Genomic DNA, 19,333 nt, shown 5'->3' on the forward strand with positions numbered 1-19,333 from the left:
TCAGGCATGGCCCGCACTATTACTCGACAATGGGCGTACGCGGAGACTTGCGTTCGGATTCCACTGGGTCTCGTTCTGGCCCACGTGGTTCAGGAAATCGTCGAGCCACTCCTGCGAACCATTCGAAGGTCCTGAGGCGAGATGCTCGACGGCATCAAGACTATTCTCCCAGTTTATGCTGGTTGTTTCCTTCGCGCTATTGATATTGCGCGAGGAGTGATGCTCCGGCGAAGCGAGATCGTCTTGCGGGGAAGAGAGATCGTCTTGCCCGACTGTAGAACCTTTCGGGGCGCCGCCGGTCAGGCTTGCAGTCAGCGAGACAAACGACTTACCCAGATCTTCGGTTGTACCGATCGGCCTGCCGAACTGGGCATTCTGCGGCGCGCCTGCAGTCGGGCTCAGGAGGATATTCGAGATCAGCGTAATGCCGCTGGGCTCATCCGCCTTGGCGACCGCAGGTAGCGGCGGCGCGATCGTGGTCGTTGCCTGCGCAAACGGGATCAGCGTCATCTGAGGCACGGCCTGAGCGGCAACAGCGCTCCGCAGCACCGCCGCGGAAGCCGGCGCCGAATGCTCGGCAGGTTCCGGCAGCCGCCTTTCGCCCGCGCGCAGGGCCATGCCGGCCACGTCGTCACCGGAGTCTTCCGGGATTCCCATCGCATTGCCCATCTCATGGACCAGCGTCGTGAGGAGGTCCATGTGCCCGGCGGCCGGGCTCGACGGTGCAGCTTCGGATACCTCGCCGGACAGCCTGATCGAGAACTCGCGGTTGTTGCCAGGCGTCGGGTCGACGAACCATCCCCAGCCAGCGGCCTCCGCATCGAGAACGATCGTGGATCCCGTCGTCGCGCCCAACATTTGATCGGGCAGGTCCGCGATCAGCACCGTGACCTGATCGAGAACCGACAGGCGCGGGTCGGTCGGTCCAAGCGCGGCAGTCCAGGCCTGCTTCGCAGCCGCAACGAGGGCCGCCAGCTGGTCGGATGTCACCACCACTGTGTCTGTCGCCGGAGGCGCCGCCAGCGCGGCCACCTGCGGCGTACCGCCACCGGCATAAGCGATATCGTCACCGCGGATCAGCACGTTGTCGAAGGACGCATTGCCGTTGCGGGCGTAGAGCCCGAGGCTACCGTCGTGCACGAGGACATTGTAGTTGAAGCTCAGGACACTCTTGCCGTTGAGCACGACATTGACGTTGTTCGTCACGCCCTCGGACAGGGCGACGAGCAGATTGTAATCGGTCCCGGCCGTGATGGTCGTGCTTGCGACGGCGTCGACATACCAATTGCCGTTGCTGCGATGTCCCAGGACGACCTGGTTGGTTCCGGCGATGATGCCGGCATAAAGGAAGTCGTTGGTCGATGTGGTTGCGAAGGTAAGCCCTGCCGACACGCCGGTCTTGTTCGCATTCACCGTCGCCGAATACTCGACGTAAGACAGCGGGGCCACCGCCAGTTGCCTTGTTGACAAGGCGGCATCGTTCGCCGGCGGAACCGCAAAGTAACGACCGCTCGTCCCGCTCGTGGTGGTCCATGTCCCGGTCTGGGCCGCGAAGTTGTTTGCGACGCCGTCCGAGAGGTCCTCCAGGACCGCGTAAGTGGGCGCGAACGGAAGCCGCTGCACTGCATAGGTGGTGAAATTGGTCGCGGAATTGTTGGTCCCGAGACCCAGCATGCCGGCGTTGAGCGGCCCGGCAAAGGTGTACGACAGCGAATTGCCGTTGAAGGTCACCGTTGCCGTCGCGAAGTTTGCCGTCAACATGAACGCGGTTTGCTTGTTGGCTCCGAGTCCCTTGACTGTCAGCGTTGCGAGATCCGTCCATCCAGAGGCAGAGCGCTGCCCGATCTCGATCGTGTTGTGGGTTACGTCGATGCCGGCGTACTTGAAATTGTCCGGCGCCTGGTAATCGAAGATCACATAGCTGTTCTGGTTCGCTCCGCCACTGCCGACCTTCAAGGTGACCGGCACTTCATAATAGGTCGGCAGCCAGGTATCGAGGTCGAACAGGCTGACGTTATCGCCGCTGACCGAACTCAGGCTGTTCGAGTACGAGGCACTGACAACGCTCCACGATCCGGCAGCGGCGAACATGCCTGTCGGACCGCCATTGCCCGTGAAACTCGCGCTACGCAGCACGTCGCGCTGCGTGCCTGGGGTGTTACCAGCCTGCGGATCAGTCGGCGCACCGGTCTGGGCGTGCCAGGCGGTATCCTGCTGCAGCACCAGACCGAGCTCGCCCGCGGGTTCACCGTTACGACCCGGATTGGGGTCATTGACCTTGGTCGGCACAGGCGGCAGCGCGCCGTTGTTGAGATCGGAATAGCGCGTGGCGTCGACGCCGTCGCTCAGAGACTCCGCATACAGGAAGTGATGCAGGAACGGCTGCATCGTGCGGCTGACCGTCGCCATGCCGAATTCGGAGAACGGCACGAGATAGCTGTTGTACTCGCCGACCCAGTCGATGAGCCGGTCGCCGCCCGTATTGGCGATCAGAACGTCCTTCCCTGCTCCTCCGTAAGCGCGATCTTCGTAAGTCGGCGCGGTCTCCGGAACATTGTTCAGGCCGCCCGCCGTCGTCAGGTCGTCGTCGGCGTTGAGGAGGTCGTTGCCCCAGCCACCATAGGTGTGGTCGCGGCCAGTGCCACCGACGATCCAGTCGTTGCCGTTATCGCCGAAGATATCGTCGTTCCCGTCGTCATGGACGGCTGGGTACGTGACGGACTGGTTCTGGTTGCCCGGCGTGGTGCCGCCCGGCCTCAGCACGCCCTCGGTCTGATCGAAGTTCAGGAACCACTCGAGGCCGGACCCCGTGCTGCTGGCAGTTCCATCCGCATTGAGGAGAATCTTCCGCATCGGATTGTTCTCGTCATACAGCGCGAACTCGCCCGTACGATTCGCGATGTGCGGATGGGTGAACTTGCCGTCCGGATCCGTCGGATTGAAGCGCAACGCGTCGCCCGGATTGAACGGATGGTAGTAGTCGGTCTCTGCGATGCCCGTGAGATCGAGGGTCTTCGCGTTCTCCACCTGGGTATAGGAGAGCTTCAGCGACTCGGCGCCCGAAATCGCATCGTCGCCGGAACCACCGTGGATCCAGTCGCTGCCGAGGCCGCCAAAGATGATGTCGTCGTTGTGCGACTTCGTCTTGCCGTCGCTGGCGGCGCCGTTGTTCTTCGTGCTGACGACCGCGAAATCGTCCTTGGTTCCGTTGAAGGTCGGATCCGAGCTGAACGGCGTCACGTCGACGGTCTTCTTCAGCGCGCCGCTCACATTGATCGTGTCGGTCTGCATGCTGCCGGGCGTGAAGATGTACTCGTTCAGCGCGTTGCCGTTGCTGTACTTCGGATCGGGGTCGTTCGCGAGCAGCGGTGCGACGCCGTTGAGCGGCTCGCCGGCGCTCACCTTGTACTTGGCGCTGGCCGGGTCGGCGCTCAGGCTGTTGCGGCTGGTGTAGATCCGGCCGTCATCGCCGATGATGCCGTCATCGCCGGTGCCGCCGGAAATCCAGTCGTTGCCGTAGCCGCCGATGATGTCGTCGTTCTGGCCCTCACCGTACAGCGAATCATTGCCGAGCTGGCCGTAGATGAAGTCGTCGCCGGACTCACCATGAATCTCGTCGGCGGCGCCGATGTCATTCGGCGCGATTGCCGGGTTGGTGGGATCGGCCCCGTTGAAGTCCGGCCCGCCCGGGGAGTAGTCGAGCAGCCGCACGGCACGCACAACGATCTTGACGGCTTCGTCGTAAGCCGTCCCTTCCGCGGTGCTGGTGTCGTAGTTGAAGCGCAGGAAGCCGTTGAAGCTCTGCACCTGGGTCGCAATCGGGGTATTGGTGAGATCGGCGTTCACCGTGAAGCTGGCGACGGTCCTCAGCCCGACCGGATCCGCGACGTTTCCCTTGACGCCGACCAGCCGGATGATGTCGCCGTTGTCGCCGACGATCGCATCCGAATCATTCGCGTGACCATTTGCGGTCGTCGTGATGTTGCCGCTCGCATCGATCGTCGCATCGCCGATGGCGTTGCGCGCGACCGCTACGCCGGAGCCGCCGAAGATCAGGTCGGAGCCATCCGGGCGCAGGCTCTGGGAAATAACGAATGTCGGATCCTTCAGGCTGAACATATCGGAGTTGCCGCCGATCAGGTCATCCTGATTCTGGTTGCCGAGCAGCAGGTCGCTTCCGGCGTTACCTTCGATGTAGTCCTGGCCATCGGCCGCACCGTCGAATGACGGGCGCAGCAGCAGGCTGTTGTCCGCGCCGCGGAACGGATTGCCGGCGATATTGGTCGCGGTCTGATAGACCCCGACGCGTCCGCCGAGCTTGTCGCTCGCGCTGACGATCATGGCGCCGAGGCCATTGTCGATCAGGATATGCGACACGTAGTCGATCGATCCGTCGCCCTGGACCGTGTCATTGCCGGCCTGACCGAAGATCATGTCGTCCTGCGGCCCGCCCGCAATGTAGTCATCGCCAAAGGACTTCTCGACCGTCGCCGACTTGGTCAGGTCAGGCAGCGTATCGTACATGGTGACGAGGTAATCGCCCCACGCGCCGTGTCCGCGCGGATCGGCCTGCGGAATGCCGTTGGCGTAGTCCAGCCCGGCCCCAAGCGTGTCCGTGCTCAAGGCGGTGCTGTAGATCTTGGTGCCGCTCAGCGTCTCGAAGCGGAGATTCGAGTAGTTGCCAAAGTGACCGGTACGGTCGAGCGTGACGTTATCGCCGAAGATCAGGTCGCGATCGGTGCCGCCATCGAGCGCGTCGCTGCCCGGACCGCCGATCAGAACGTCGTCGCCGCCGTTGCCGTAAACGATGTCGTTCTTGCCGTTCTGCCGCGACGCACTCGTGATCGCGATATCACGCAGCGTCGTCTCGATGCGCTGCGGCTTCAGGTCCACCGGCTTGGTGGTATCGCGTGCCCCGGAGACATCCTGACGAACGTCGCCAAGGTCGGCAAAGATGATGTCGTTGTAGTCGCCGAACGCGTTGGTCGCGGTCGAGCCCTGCGCATCGCCATAGATCAGGTCGTTGCCGGCCAGGATCGGATCGACATTGACGGCACCGGAGGAACCGGCCGCGTTGGCGACCGTCAGCACGCGCCGGATCACGTCGACGTTGATGCCGGAGTCGCCATAGATCTGGTCGCCGCCGCGTCCGCCGATGATCAGGTCGTTGCCGGAGCCGCCGGCGAGGAAGTCGCCCGCCGCGCTGCCGATGATCGTGTCGTCGCCGCGGCCGCCATAGGCCGTGATGCCCACGGTCGGCAGAAGGCCGTCCACGATGCCGTTCGCTGCGGTGAACAAGCCGTGCGCATCGATGACGTCGTTGCCGTCGAACTGGTACTGGGCGGCCAGCGGGAAGACGAAGAAGTCCGCATTCTGGCCGAGACGATTGCGTTCGACGATCGTGTTAGTCTGCGGGAGGCCGCCGTTGAGCAAGGCCAGCGCGCCGGGCCGCAGGTTTGCAAGATAGAGCGTGTCGCGGCTCACCGGACCGCCACTGATGACGACGGGCTGAGAACCGCCCGGCGTCACGACCTTGTCCACGGTCAGCGTGGTCGCTGTAACGTTCAGCACCTTGTAGACCTGGTCGTTGGTCTCGATCGTTGCCCCGTAGACCGCGATCGAGATCGCCTTGTCCGGGCTCGCCGGCGTCGTGAATCCATCCGCAAGCCAGCTTCCGCTCGAGCGCGTGATGAAGTTCTGTCCGCCCGAGCTGGAGAACGATACCTGGTACTGCGTTCCGATCTCGGCGATCGTGCCGACATCGATGCTGATGCGCGCGGTCTCGAACGTGCTCGGCGCGGTCGGAGTCAGCTGCTGGACCGCAGCAAGGGTGAGCTGGGTCGCGGTCACGCCGGTGATGACGTAGTTCGGGCCCCCACCGCCGTCATTGTAGGTGGTGCCGGAGATCGAGATGCTTTGCCCGATCGCAAACTTGTCGGCAATCCAGCTGCCGCCGGCGTCGCTGCGGGTGATCGTGTCGCCGCCGCCGTTGCGGGCAAAGACCAGCGACGTGTAGGTCTTGCCGATTGCGATCAGGCCTTCGGGCACGAAGCCCGGATCGTACTGACCGGACGCGAGCTTGATCGACGCGGTGTTCCACTCCTTGACCGCCTGCGTGGTCGAGCCGGCCGCGTAGCCGGGCAGCAGGTTGTTGAGCACGAGGACATCGGTCGCTGTCGGGTTCGCCAGCGGGTCGGACGACTTGAAGCCGTAAACGGTGCCGACCGAAACGCCATTGACCGTGACCAGGCCGTTGACCTTGAAGCCCGCCGTGACCCACGAGCTGCCATCCGCTCTCGTCAGATTGCCGAACGTATCGTCGCTGACCGACACCGTATTGAAGCCGGTGTAGGGCGCGCTGATCTGGACCGTGCCGGCCGGCGCCGTGAGGTTGTCGAATCCAACCAACGGGATCGACGGGCTGGACAATGTGAAGGTCACGTTGTCCATGTGCGGCTGCGGCTTGTTGGCAAACTTGCCGAGCGACTGCTGCGTCGCGACGCCATTGTACCAGACGCCGTCCTGCGAGGTGTCGCCGTAGACGACGAGCGGCGCGTCGACGTTGATCGTCATCGGCACAGCCGTTTGACGCGGCAGAACCGCCTGATTCGGCAGCGCCGTGCCGTTCACGAGCAAGGTCTTGTAGTGGCCGGTGGTGCCGACTTGATCCGCGAAGCCGGTGACGATGAAGTTGCCATAAAGCGAGATCTTGGCCGGTTCGCTCGCGCCGAAGTCCAAGGTCGGCACCACGGTGTTGGCCGCGGTCAGCGTCAGCGTCGTCGCCGTGACATTGGCAATCGTGAAGCTGCCGTTGTTGGTCAGGAAGTCGCCGCTGTTGCTCGGGTCGGTGTTCTTGCTGGTGGTGTCGGTGATGACGATTGTCTGACCGATCACAAACCCGTCGCTCACCCAGTTGCCGCTGCTGCGGGTGATCGTATCGCCCGAGTTGCTGCGCGCGAAAACGACCTGCGGGAAGTTGAACGTAGCGCTGATGGTCACCTGCTGGCCGACCGCAAAGGCGCTGTCGCCGCTGCTGGTGCCGTCCCACGTGTGGCCGTCATTGCGGGTCAGGCGATCCGTCGTACCGGCGGGATCACCTCCGACACCTCCGACGGGTCCGACAGGCGCCGTCACGTCGAAATTGCCGGTTACCACCTCGCTGGTTCCGTTGACGTTGATGGTGTCGCCGCCGATGCGAACGATCGCAACCTTCTGCACCGCGGGCAGTGTCGTGAGATCGGCGCCCTGCAGCGTCAGCGTCGTCGCGGTCGGGTCGCCGGAAACCAGCCAGTAACCTGACTGGCCGCCAATCGCTACGGCCTGTCCGGGCGCAAAGCCGTCGCTGATCCAGTTGCCGCCGTCGCTGCGGGCGATCGTGGTCTTGGTGAGCGCAAACGGCGTTGCCGCGCTGGACGAAACCAGGTTGCGGCTGCTCACCGCCACCACGCCCGTCGTGGGCGACACCGCGGCAAGTGCCGCACCATCCAGGATGAGCACGCTACCGAAGCCCGATGTCGGCGTCGTGTTGTCGAAGCCGAGCACCGTGCGTGTGCCGAGGAGTCCGCCGATCGAGAACGCCACCTGCTGTCCGACCGCGAAGCCGAGGCTCGCCCAGGTGAAACCGTCGTCGCGCGTGATGCGATTGAAGCCCGCAGCACCCGATACCTCGAGGGTCCCGGTCGCCTGATTGCCGAGCGTCTGGCCGCTGACGACGGCAAGCTGATCGATGACCGAAATGGTGCCGATCTGGTTCTTGCCGAGCGGGTTCGTGGCACCGTCCAGAAGAGCTGGTGCGCCGACGGCAGGCAACAGCGTCAGGGCGCTACCGGGCTTGTGCGAGGCGTCCGGCTCCGCCGCCGGCGGATTGCCGATGGCGATGATGGTGTACGAGCCGACGATCCCACCAACATTGAGCAGCACCTGCTGGCCGACTGCAAAGCCGTCGCGTGCCCACTCCAGACCATCCGATCGCACCACTTGATACGTGCCCGCCTGCGTACCCGCATAGGTGCTCAACGAGCCGCCGTTATTGGCGATCAGCTGCAGCGGTGCATTGCCGCCGCCGTGGATCGTGGTGAGCCCGCCATGCTCGGAGACCAGGCCGATCGTGCCGTCGGCATTGTGGTCCGGACCCGGAATGAGCGTGCCGTTGATGTCGAGCTTGTCGTTGCCCTGGCCGAGGAAGAGATTCACGACCTCGAGCGTCGAATGGCTGGCGTCAGTCACAAACAGATGTTTGGTCGGATCACCGGGGAAGCCCGGATCCTGCGTCAGCACGATCGAGCCGTAGCTGATGCCGCCGACATACACGCCGCTCTCGCCGAACGGATGTGCTCCGCCGAGCATCGCCGTGAAGTCGAGTCCCGCCAAGTTCATGTTGAGGCCGGTGAGCGACGTCGACGACAGCTTGCCGGTGGCAGCTCCCTGGGTGCCGTCGCTGTAGACGTTGAGCACGTCGATCGACTGCGTCTCCGGCGGCTGTGGCGGAATGTTGAAGAACGGGCCATTGGCCTCGCCGGGCAGCAACACGGCCTGCACCAGCGAGCGGTCCGCGCTGGTCGTGCCGCCCTCGACCGCGAGCGGGCCTCTGATGCCGCTCAAAGTGTGGGCCGATTTCGGGAAGGCTCGCAGGTTCTCGTGGCCGGGCTGGATGTCGAAATACGGATCCGCCTGCACCTTGATCGTCGCCTGGGTGTACCAGGCATAGGTCCCGCCGGTCGGGTCGAATTCGACCCTTGCGGCCATCTGGACCATATTGACGTTGATCGGCGTGCTCGGCAGCAACCCGCTGGGCGGGCGGCCGCTATACTTGACGGGTCCGACAATCGTGCCATTCAGGCCGTCGGTTTCCGGATGGTCGGTGAGCACCATCTTGTCGAGCTTGCCGGCATCGGTTCCGGTGATCAGGTCGATCTTCACCAGCACCGGCGTGCCGCCGCCGACAGGCGTGATCTGCACCAGTTGGCCCTCGAAGAAGCCGCTGTCCAGCCAGCTCGAGCCGTCGGTGCGAACCAGCGTATCGAGCATCTTGCTGATGGCGGCGCCCTTGAGGTCACCGGCCATCCCGCTCAGCCCGGTCGTAGCCGTCAACGTCAGTTGCGTGTCGGTCACGCCCCCTGCGGCGATGGTGAAATCGCCCACGCTCGTGCCATCATTGCGTTGCAGGCGGATGATCTCGCCCGCCGCGAAGTTGTCGTTTATGAAGCTTCCGATGCCGGAGCGCGTGATCACCGCCCCGTTCACCGTGACGTTGCCGGTGAACATCAGGAACGCCTGGTCCGCCGCGGTGTACTTGACGTTGCCGTTGTCGTAGACGCCGTTCGACTTGACGGTCGTGATGGTGATGGTCTGGCTGGCCGTGGAGTTGAACGTCCCCGCCACGCTCGGCAAGGTCGCGCCGCCGGCGTTGGTCAGCTTGATGAATTGATCGCCCACCGATCCCTTGGCGGCGTCAATCTTGTAAGTGCCGTCCACGCCGCCCGGGCCGGTGCCGGTAATCGTGATCGTCTGTCCCGGCAGGAAGCCGTCGGCGATGAAGCTGCCAAGCTGGGACCCGGAAGCGCGGGTGATCATCCAGGCGCTCGTCGCTGGATCCTGGCCAACCGAGATGTTGCCCTTGCTGAACAGAGTCAGCGTCTGGGTAAAGCCGGTCTGCTGCAGGGTGATTTGGCCGCCATTCGTGAGAATGTCGGTCTGTCCGTCGGTGATCACGTCGACGTTGACCGTGGTCTGCGGCACCTTGGTCAGGCGCATCGTGTAAGTGTCGGGGTCACCTGGGCCTTGCGTGGCCGTGCCGGCGCTCACCAATGTGCTGCCGCCGCTCTCGAGCGTGAAGACGCCCGCCGCGCCGTCATCAAAGACCTGCGCGTCGATGGTCTGGGTGATGCCCGAACCGTTGATGCGGAACTTCACGGGCAGCAATGCAGTGGGATTCTCGACGGCCGGAATCACCGTCAAACGCGTGGTCAGCGTCAGGATGGTGCCGGTCACGTCCACGCTCTTGATGACGAACAAGGCGTTGTTGGTCAGGCCGCCGGCGATCGTCTGCGTGCCTGAGATGATGATGTTCTGGCCAGCCTTGTACCCGTCCGCGATCCAGCTGCCGGACGATCGCGTAATGGTATCGCCGGTCGCGTTCTGCGCGAAGGTCAGCGTGACGCCCGAATAGTTGATGCCCGTAGCGGCATTCTTGTAGGCGGTATCGGTCGTTAGCTGCCCGGCAATCGTGTCGACCACGGACGCCGTGATCGTCGTGTCGTGCGCATCCTCGGTCGAAAGGCGCTGCACGGCATGCGTCGTCACGATGACCGGCGTGGTGTCGCCAGGTCCAAAGGTGATGTAGTACACGCCGTCCTGGTCGGGCAGCGCCGGCTGGACAACATGGAAGCGGGCATCGGTCGAACTCAGCGAAACCCGGAGATCCTTCGGCACGCTCGGATCGAGATACTGCGGATTGATCGCCACCTGGACGGTGCCGGTCGGCGCGGTTGCGAGCTCAACCGCGAAATAGTCGTCCACCGCAGTCACCGGAGGCGGATCAGCAGGCGTGTTCAAGGGGCTTGCGCCCTCGAGCACCTTGGTCACGCCGTCGACCGGCCGGCCATAGCCCGGATATTTCACGAAGTCCGGCACCGTCACCGTGGCGTCGAGCTGGGTCACCTTGACCGCAGGCTGGTCGTTGTCGTGGACCGTCACCTCGACGTTGCGCACAATCGCGTGGTCGAAGGTCGGATCGGTGCTCAGCACCGTGTGGCTGATCGCAACCGTGCGGTCGCCTTCGGCGAGCTGGTCGTCGACCGCCAAGACGTGAACATACTGTTCCGTGTCCCAATTGCTGCTGTCGAACACGAGCACGATGGCACGCGCCGGCACGTGGATGAGCGTGCCGTTGAGCACGATGTCGCGCGCATAGGCTTCCGGCGTCAGCAGGCCGGCCTTGTCCTTATCGCCCATGGCAAGGGGATTGCCTGAAGCCAGCAGGATGCTGTCGCCAAGTCCGAGCGTGTCGGTGATGTCGCCAGACGCCGGAACGAGGGCGCCGCCCGTGACATGCTCCTCTTCCGGGTTCATTGCTGCCGAGATCGTGACGTAGACGGATGTTCCGACTACGGGGATGTGCCCGAGTCGAATGCCGTAGACATCGTCGGCGGGATTGGCACCGGGATTGGCATTGATCTTCTTGCCTTCCGTCACATCGGTGATACCCGGGCTCAAATCGTCCGGAACGTTCTCATCGATGATCACCTGCCCCTGGTCGGGACGTGAAACGCTGAGCGAGATACCATCGGGAACGACCGGCTTGTATGCCCCGTCGTCGGTCGAGATGCGCTGATTGATGGTCGAGCTCGTGCCGTTGATATCGCGCGACACCACGTCACCGGCCACGTCGCCCGCGACATTGATGGCATCGTTGCCAAGTCCGCCGATCACGCGCACGGCCATGCCTGGCGGCGTGCTCAACACATCGATCGTATCGTCGCCTTCGAGCGCATCGACCTCGAGCACCTCGATGTTCTTGTAGGTCACGGTCAGACCGGCGCCGAAGATACCCTTGTCGGTGACGACGATATGGTCGGCGAACTCAGTACCGAGGATCACCAGCTTGTCGAAGCCGGAGCCGCCATCGACCGAAACCGGCGCGTTGATGTTGTATTCGACCTGGTTGTTGCCGGCACCGGTGCGGATCGCCGTCTCGGCCGCCGTGGAGAAGCCCTTGGTCAGCTTCGGCATCGCAATCTGCTGCACCGGATCGAGCCAGACGATGTCGCCGCTCACGGGATCGGTCTGGGCAAGCGCGAATGCGCGAACCGTGAACAGGTCGTTGCCGTCGTCGCCTTCGAGACGCAGCACCGCCTGGTTGCTGTAGACCGAGAACGTGTCGTCACCGCTGCCGCCCTCGGCCACCAGCGGAGAGGTCGCACCGGCGGACAGCCAGCCGCGTGTCGTCGCCACCGTGCCATAGACGCTCTGCGGGGTGAGCGAGTTAGCAAGCTGCGGGAACAGGTCCGCGGCAGTGACGATGGATCCACCCAACGTGTTGCCGAGCGGCCCAGGTTGGTGTGTGCTGCCGTCGCGCTGATAACCGTAGATCTGTCCGATCTGGAACGTGTCGTTGGCAGCACCGCCGTCCAGGGTGGTGCTGGTGGCTTCGTCGTCGACCGCGAAGTAATCGTTGCCGCCCTGCCCGAACACCATCAACCGGCCATTGATCGAGCTGTCGTAGTTGATGCGCTGGACCGACTGCGTGCGTACGGTTCCGTCGCCCGGCACGTCGGAGGTCTGCGCCTGCGTGAGGGCCGAACCAGACTTGGTCGGATCGAAATCGAGCACGGCAACGAAGGCCGACTCGTTTGCGTAAAGCTCGGGACGGGCTCCGGATTCGCGCGGAATATCGGTCGTGCGGCGGAGCAGGAAGATATCGTCGAACGCCTTGCCTTCGCCGATGAAGTTCGGATCGATATTGTCCTTGCCGTAGACCGAGAGATTGTTGACGCCGTCCGTCGGCCCGCCGGTGTCGAGCACGTTGATGACGTAATTGCGATTGTCTGTGTCGCCCGGCACTCCCTGCGTACCCGTCGTATTGATGACGTAGGTATCGGTGCCGGCCTGGCCGTCGAGGGTCAGCGTGTCGCTCGACGCCGTCGCGGCGACGGTCTGGCCGTACACCATCGACTGCAGCTGGTTGACCACGAAGAAGTCTTCGCTGTCGCCCGTCGGCGCAAACGGATTGAGCCTGGTATTCTTGATCTTGACGTTGACGTTCGAGGCCGCCGTGACCACCCGAGCGGAGCTCAGTGTCAGCACCGTAGCCGCAGCTGAAATGCCCGTAACGGTATAGACGCGATTGTTGGCGATAGGATCGCCGGGATCGCTGGATTCGACCGTGATGACGTCGCCGATCGCGAACCCGGCGAAGGTGCCGCCGTCCGTGCGCGTGATGGTGTCGCCATTGGGATTAGGCGCAAACGTCACCTGCGCATCAATGCCGGCCGTGGTTGGGGTCGGCGTGTTGCTGCCGTAGGCGCGCGTGGTGCCGCCGGAATAGAACGACATGAGGCGAACCGGCCCGAGCCCGCCGGTCGGAATCGTCTGGTCTTGTCCGCCCGGAATCGGCGACGACGAGGTGCCGCTCAGGCCGCCGAGCCACGTCTCGTCAAAGAAGATCTGGTCGGTGTCGGCGTTGCCGAAGATGCGAGTGAGATATCCGCTCGCGGTCGGGCCGTGCGCGATGACGCCATGCAGGTGCATCACGGTGCCGAAATCAGGCGTGTCGTCCGGCGTGTCGGCATCGAATTGCGCGACGCCACTGGAAAGCTCGCCGGTCCGGCGGAAATCGCCGTAGATGTCGACGTTCTTGCCGGCGAGAATCTGCGAGTTCTCCTCCGTCGTCACGTTGTCGGCGACGCGCAGCAGGATCGAGCCGTTTGGCGTGTTGACGAGACCGTGCACCATGGTCTCCGGCGCGTTCTCGAGGAACAGCACGCTTCCGGAATCCAAGAGATGCAGATCCTCGCCCTGCACGGCGCTCTCGCGCACCGTGAAGCGGATGTTGCCGTTGATGTCTCCGTCGCCGCCGGCAATTCCCAGGGCCTGCAACAGCACGACTTCGGCATCGCGGGCGTAGAACGTACCTACGGCGGTCGTCGGCAGCGCTTCGCTCAGATCGATGCTGCCGGTCGCCCGTGCCCCGATCGTGCCATAGCCGTAGGCCTGCGAATCGATTTCGAGATCATTGCCGCCGCTCGAATCGCCGATATTGCCGCCCTCGGCGAACAGGTTGATCGTATTGCCGATGACGTTGGCCGTATCGGCGCCGACGCCGCCATTGCGGGCATCGACGATGGAGCCCGGATCGGTCGCGAGCGTGACGTCGCCCTTGGTTTGCACCAGACCGACCTCGAGGTCGTCGATCTCGCGACCAGAGCCATCGAGGGGCCCCTTCCCGCCCAGCAAGCTCTGCGACTCGAGGCCGCGCACCACTTCGGTAATGAAGATGCCTTGCGTGTTGGCCTTGCTGGCCACCGCGATGTCGTTGGCGGTCAGTACACCGAGGCTCGATCCCGATCCATAGAGTTCGTCAACATTGATCTCGAGGAAATTATCGGTGGATCCGATACCGCCGGTGCCGGACTTGTCGCTCGCCGTGCCGGTAATGCCGCTGTCGCCCGCCGTCATCGTGATATTGACGGCGGTGACGTCGGCTTCCGAACCGATGCCATCGTTCAACGCATCGATGATCATCCTGGGCGAATGCAGCGTCACGTCGTTCGCGGTCGACATGATGCGGCCGACGCGCAGATCGTCGGTCTTTTCGGCCAGATCGATCCAGCCGTTGGTCAGAACGTCGACATGGTGGGTGTCGGACGGACCGGGCGTGCCAGGTGCGCCATTGAGGTCGATCTCGGTGATCGCACTGATATCGATGATCTCGGGGCTCACGGCAACGGGCTTGGCCGCTGCAACAATGATGTTGTGCTTCGAGGTGATGCCGGCCCGTGTGCGGCTGCCAGTCTCGTCGAGTGCCTTGATCAGATATGTGCTGTCGATGTGCGATGGATTCGAGCCGAAAACGCCGACATCCTGGTTCTTCCGCGGGCCGGCATCTGGTTCGTAGAAATTGTAGTCCGGATCAACCGAGGGCGCGCCGATCACGTTGATTCCGCCGACCTGGCCGACGCTCGTCTCCTGTACGCTGCCACGCAGCAACAGATTCGCGTCGCCGTCGGTCTTTACCGCGTCGATCACGACGGAATACGCACCGGTTTCCCGTTCGCGGCCCCGCACGTCGAGATAGGCGAATCCCTGCGCCCCGGTTCCAGTCGCAATGACGGTGAAGCGTTGCGCCGGCGTGAGCGAGTGCTGGTCGGTCGCCGATGTGCCGCTGAGATCGATCGTGATCGGCGTCGTCGGACTGTTGACGTGCGCCAACTGTATATGCAACGCGTCGACGGCGATCACGTAATAGTAGTCGTTGTCCGTCAGGTTGCCGAGGGTCGTCCCCGAAATCTTGTGATACTGGACCAACTCTCCATTGAAGAACTGATTGCGTCCAAGATAGATCGAACCATCGGTTCCGCTCACCCGTGCCGCGATGAACTGAGTCGGCGCCGGCACACTTCCGGTGTCGACGACGTCGACATTGACCCGGTGGTTGGTGTTCGGCGTCTGCCCGAAGGCATCACCGGGGTTCTGCCCGATGCTGCCGGCATAGGCCTCGAGATCCAGGATATTGGTGCGGATCAGCGAGCTCGGATCGGCCGGCAACAGGCCTGGCGCATCCGGGTCTGCAGCGCGGCTCGCACTCGACAGGATGTCACCGGCCTTGTTGACCACGCGCGTCGTGCCGATCGGGTTCTCGATCAGGCCATTGAGCGTGATGGACGGCCGCGAAGCGCTGGTGCTCTCGATATCGACCAGCGTCGGAGCGACCGTACGTTTGATCGCAAACGTCAAGCCGCGCGAACCGGTATTGCTGATATCGACCTTCGGCTCAACCGTGCTGTTGATCACGTTGATGAGGTTCACTTCGAGCGGCTTGCTCGAATCGTTCTTGATCAGAACGTGGTCAAATGTGTCGCGGAACTCCCACGTTCCACCGACGCCATTGATATGGCTGGTGGCAGCGAAGAAGACGTCTCCCGGATCCTGGTTGCGGATGTCATTGACGACGATGGTGCCGCTCTTGATCTGACCGGACGTCTTGGTCGCGGATTCCCCCGGAGTGGCGCTGTCGTCCACAGTCACGTTCACTGCCCGGAAGATGTTGCCGCTGCCATCGATTTCCAGATCCGGCGACCGCCCGGCCAGGATCGTGACATCCGAGCTGAAGTCGATCTGCGGCGTGATGGTCGTCGAGCCGGCCTCGCCCGCACTGCCGACCGCAAGCGAGCGGCGGCTGACGTCGTGCGGCCTCGTCACGTCGATCGTCCCGTTGGTCGTATTGACGTCGAAGGCGAGATGCTTCGCGAACTGCGCATCGCCGTTGTTGTCGTGCAGCAAGCCCGCATCGTCCGGATCGCCCGAGGCAGCGCGTGGCCCGGCGGTGACCTTGGCGCGCGGCGAGCCGTTGCCGCTGCCGTTAATGTTCGAATTCAACGTCGTATTGTTGGTCGACGTCGAATCGACGAATCCGAACAGACCGGTCGCGCGACCGAACGAGTTCGATTCGATATGAACGTCGTGTTTCGACAGATCCAGATTGCCGTAGCGCGTGACGAAATCAACGCCTTCAAAGCCGGTTACAGTCGCGCTGTCGTCAAGCAGCACCTTGAGCGGCGAGACCACCGTGACGGTGGATTCGCCGGTGCCTGCCGCCACGAGGCCCGTACCGTAGCCCTCGGCATGGGCAATGACGGTCATCTCGGGCACGAGTGCTGCGAGGATGACCGTACGCCCTTCGATTGCCGCCGCCGGCTTGATCTCGACCTGGGTCAGGCTCGAGCCACCGGTGCTGGTCGCCGTCGCGTTGCCGTCGCCACCAAACCCGAGGCCGCTGGCATGCGCATTGGTGTTCTGGAACACCTTCCGGTTTGCAGTCACCTTGACGTTGTTGCCGGCGAGAATGTCGGAATCGTCGAAGACCGTTGCGGTCGTCGTATCCGTAATGTCGGAGTGCGCGTTGGCTATGGCCACGCCGACCGCTCCGCCCGTGATCGAATGGGCCGAGACGTCGGCATGATCCTCGGTGGAGGCCGCCAGCGTGAAGTTTTGTCCGGCGATGATACGGGTGTTGGCTCCGATATAGGCGATCGATTCGTGCTTCGCGTCGTCCTGATTCACGGTAGCGGTCGGATCGCCGACGCCGACGAACCCACCCGTCTCGTTCTTCGAACTCGCCGTCGCGCTCGTTATCGCGTTGCTGGTAACGGAGACGTCCGTCCCAGCTGTCACCAGGCCCGCCGTCAGGTAGGCAGTGACATCCGGATTGTCGTCGACCTTGCCGTCGTTGATGTTGACGCCGACGAAGCCGCCACCCGAGCCGTTGGCAACGGCCGACGAGACGCCGTCGCCCGTCGGCGGCGACAACAGGCTGAGCGACGTTCCGCCCGGGCCCAGCAATTGCGCGTTCAGCGCGAAAGCTCCCGAGAGATCGATCCGCAACTCCTGCTGACCCGTGCCCTTTGAGGTGAGGTCGATGGATTCCGGACCAATATGATGGATGCCGCCAGGCGTGCCGCCGCCAAGGATCCCAAGCGTCAGCAGCACATGGTTCGAATCCGCGAGGCTGAAGTGGTCGGGATCGTTCGTCGGATTGACGACATAGAGTTGCTGGCCGTCGAGGTTCACGCCGTTACCCGTCATCGGGAAATCGGAGAGCTTCGTCAGCTGCTGGATCGTGCTGTCACCGACGGTCTTGGTGAAGCCGCCGTTGGTCACCTGGTTCACTGCGGTGAGCGTCAGGACATTGCCGCTGACCCCGCCGAGCGCGATCGTGTACGAACCGTTGTTGGCTCCGGTTCCGCTGATCGTGATCTGCTGCTTCTCGGCAAAGCCGTGGTCGGCCCAATTGAAGCCGGCCGCCGCCGTGATCGTGTCGCCGCCGGCATTCTTGGCAAAGGTGAGCGGGAGCGACAAATTGCCTTCAAGCGCGATCGCAGTCGTGCTCTGCACAAGCGCATTGACGGCGTTCAGATTGTCGGTCGCGAAATCGTCGATCGTGACGGTCAACGTGCCGCCGCTCACGCTCTGGAGCGTGTAGCTCCCGCTGTTGGCGCCGGCACCACTGATGCTGATCGATTGATTGTTCTGGAATCCGAATTCAGACCAGTCATGGCCGTCGGACCGCGTGATCGTGCCTTTCCCCGCACCGTTGTTGTGGAACGTGATGGTGACGGTGTCGATCGCGCCGAGTTGCACCGTATCGGTGCCCGTCGATCCGGCGTTGATGATCTGGTAGATCTGTCCGTCCTGCAGACCTCCGATGACCTTCGCTGCTCCGGACTTCGGCCCGGGCGGAACGCTGCTGGTCGCAGTGTACTTCACCAGGTTGCCGTTGGAGAAGCCAGGGTCGGCGACCTGGCCGGTGGCCGAGTTGATGTACTGGATGTTGTTGTTATTGGCGGGATTCAGCGTTGCGACGTTGGCGATGTGTCCGAGATCCGGATCATCATAGCTTGTGAGGCTACCCGAAACGTCGACCTGCTTGCTGTTGAAGCTCAGCGTGACCGGCGCATGGTAGGTGACGGCTTCACCGTCGGTGAATCCGTGACCGGTAAGGCTGATCACCGTGCCGGAGGCCGGGGGCGTGAACTCCTTGGAGGTGTAGGTAAAGCCGGGATCCTGAAGCTTGATGCGCGTGCCGTCGATCAGCAGGACCTTGTAAACCTGACCAGGATTGAGCCCGCCGATACCCGTGCCTATGGGCTCGTATTCGACCAGGTCACCGTTCTGGAGATTGTGCGCCGACGGCGTCGTGATGATGTCGGTCACCGGATCAGCGGAAGCGCCATCGAACACCGCACCGAAGGCCAGGTGGCTTGGATCCGCCGCGATCACAGTCCGCAGCGCGATCGGCGTGCCGTTACGGTCGGCCGCGTTGCTGACGAGGCCGCCGACTGCGCCATCAGGAACCTGGACCGTATCGCCGGTCTGCAAGCCATGATTGTCGACCTGAATCGTATTGTTCAGCGGATCAGCCAGCAGCGGATCGACGAGGTCGCCATTGCCGCCGTCGGCGTTCTTGATCTGGTAGGTCGGAGGCGGATTGATTTGGACCGAGTCGGCTATCGCAGAAACCGTTATGCTCGTGCCGGCGTGAACCGCAGGCGGATCGATATAGGCGAGCACCGTCGGGTGGATGTTGGTGTAGGAGGTCGAGCCGCCGAGATTGACGAATCCGCCGCCGACGCCCTTGGTGATGGCGTCTCCCTCGGGATGGTCGGCGGCTTCCACATCGATGAAGCCGCTGGTCACAATGCTGCCGCCGCTCGATATATATGCGCTCACGTTCGGCGTGACGATCACCTTGGAATCGTTCGACTGCCCGCTCAAGAGGCCACCGCTCACCGCCTGCGCGGTGGCGCTCGCGGTCTCCGTGCCAGTCGCCTTGATCGTCAGGTCGGATGCGCCCGGGCCGCTGCCGTTCGCGACGCTGCCGTCGAGATGCGCCTTGGTTGTCCCGCCCGTATCGGCTTCCGCCTTGCTCGCACCAACGCCCAGGAGCCCGCCGGCGGCGCCTTCGGATTTGGCAACGGCGTGGTTATTGGAGACGGCGGTGATCTCCACCTTGCCGGCAGAGTTGACGCTGCTCTTGACCTCCGCTTCGATCGTCGGGAGCATGATGGACTTGGCGCCCGGGACGACCACGCCGATGAGCCCGCCGGCTGACGCTTGC

Annotated in this window: 1 protein-coding gene (cut by a window edge); it reads right to left on the minus strand. The window is 63.4% G+C overall.

What is annotated here, in order from left to right; translation table 11 throughout:
* On the minus strand, window positions 1-19,333 hold the 3' portion of the coding sequence (locus tag JQ631_RS30860) for an LEPR-XLL domain-containing protein (RefSeq protein WP_212333436.1). The gene runs 9,434 nt beyond the window's last position; 19,333 of the gene's 28,767 nt are visible here — the last part of the coding sequence; the start codon falls outside the window, past its right edge — the gene reads right to left on this strand; it ends in the stop codon at window positions 1-3.

It is taken from the genome of Bradyrhizobium manausense, assembly GCF_018131105.1.
Classification (GTDB): Bacteria; Pseudomonadota; Alphaproteobacteria; order Rhizobiales; family Xanthobacteraceae; genus Bradyrhizobium; species Bradyrhizobium manausense_B.